The 468-nt window shown below is 67.7% G+C and carries 1 protein-coding gene; it reads right to left on the reverse strand.

Annotated elements, in window-relative coordinates; translation table 11 throughout:
* A partial coding sequence (locus tag AC1DKD_RS42040) for an aminoacyl--tRNA ligase-related protein (RefSeq protein WP_477144841.1) occupies positions 1-468 on the reverse strand: 468 nt, incomplete at both ends.

Genomic DNA, 468 nt, shown 5'->3' on the forward strand with positions numbered 1-468 from the left:
GTCGTCGTAGATGACAGAGAGGCCTGCTGCTTCAAGGTCTGCCGAGAGCTTCTCCGCTGCCTGGAAGATGTCCTCACCCCGGCCTACTGCCACCACGTGCACATCGGCAGGGGCCACGGTGCGGGGCCAGACCAGTCCGCGGTCGTCATGATTGGCCTCAGCCAGCGCGGCCACGGCGCGGGTGACACCGACGCCGTAGGAACCCATGGTGACCACGACCTGCTTGCCGTTCTGGTCCAGCACCTTCAGGTCCAGGGCTTCGGCGTACTTGCGGCCCAGCTGGAAAATGTGGCCCATTTCGATGCCGCGGGCGGTTTCGAGGGGGCCGGAGCCGTCCGGAGAGGGATCGCCGGCGCGGACTTCGGTGCACTCGATGACGCCGTCCCACGTGAAGTCGCGGCCTGCCACGAGGCCGAAGACGTGCTTGCCGGCCTGGTTGGCGCCGGTGATCCAGGCGGTACCGCGGAC

It is taken from the genome of Cupriavidus sp. 05T313 (genome assembly GCF_056396665.1).